Genomic DNA, 247 nt, shown 5'->3' with positions numbered 1-247 from the left:
CGTCCGAACTACGCCAACGAAGAATGGCTGATTGTGGTTGCCTCCGATCATGGCGGCACTGGTAGCGGTCACGGTGGCCAGAGCGCGGGCGAGCGCAGCACCATCCTGATCCTCAACAACAGCTACCAGAACCCCGGCAAAACCGCGTACTGCGTCGGCGACCTGAGCGCCACCCCGCTGTTGCAAGTGGATGGCGTGACGCCGCACGTCCTCGACTTCCTCGGCCTGCCGAACGCCACCGCCGGGA

The 247-nt window shown here is 65.2% G+C and carries 1 protein-coding gene; it reads left to right on the top strand.

Going from position 1 to position 247, the window contains the following annotated elements; translation table 11 throughout:
• The coding region (locus AC0IW9_RS31605) for a hypothetical protein (protein ID WP_471652237.1) at nucleotides 1–247 on the top strand (247 nt) is incomplete at both ends.

The sequence above is a fragment of the Belnapia sp. AC561 genome (assembly GCF_979252845.1).
This window is presented reverse-complemented; position numbering and strand designations above follow the sequence as displayed.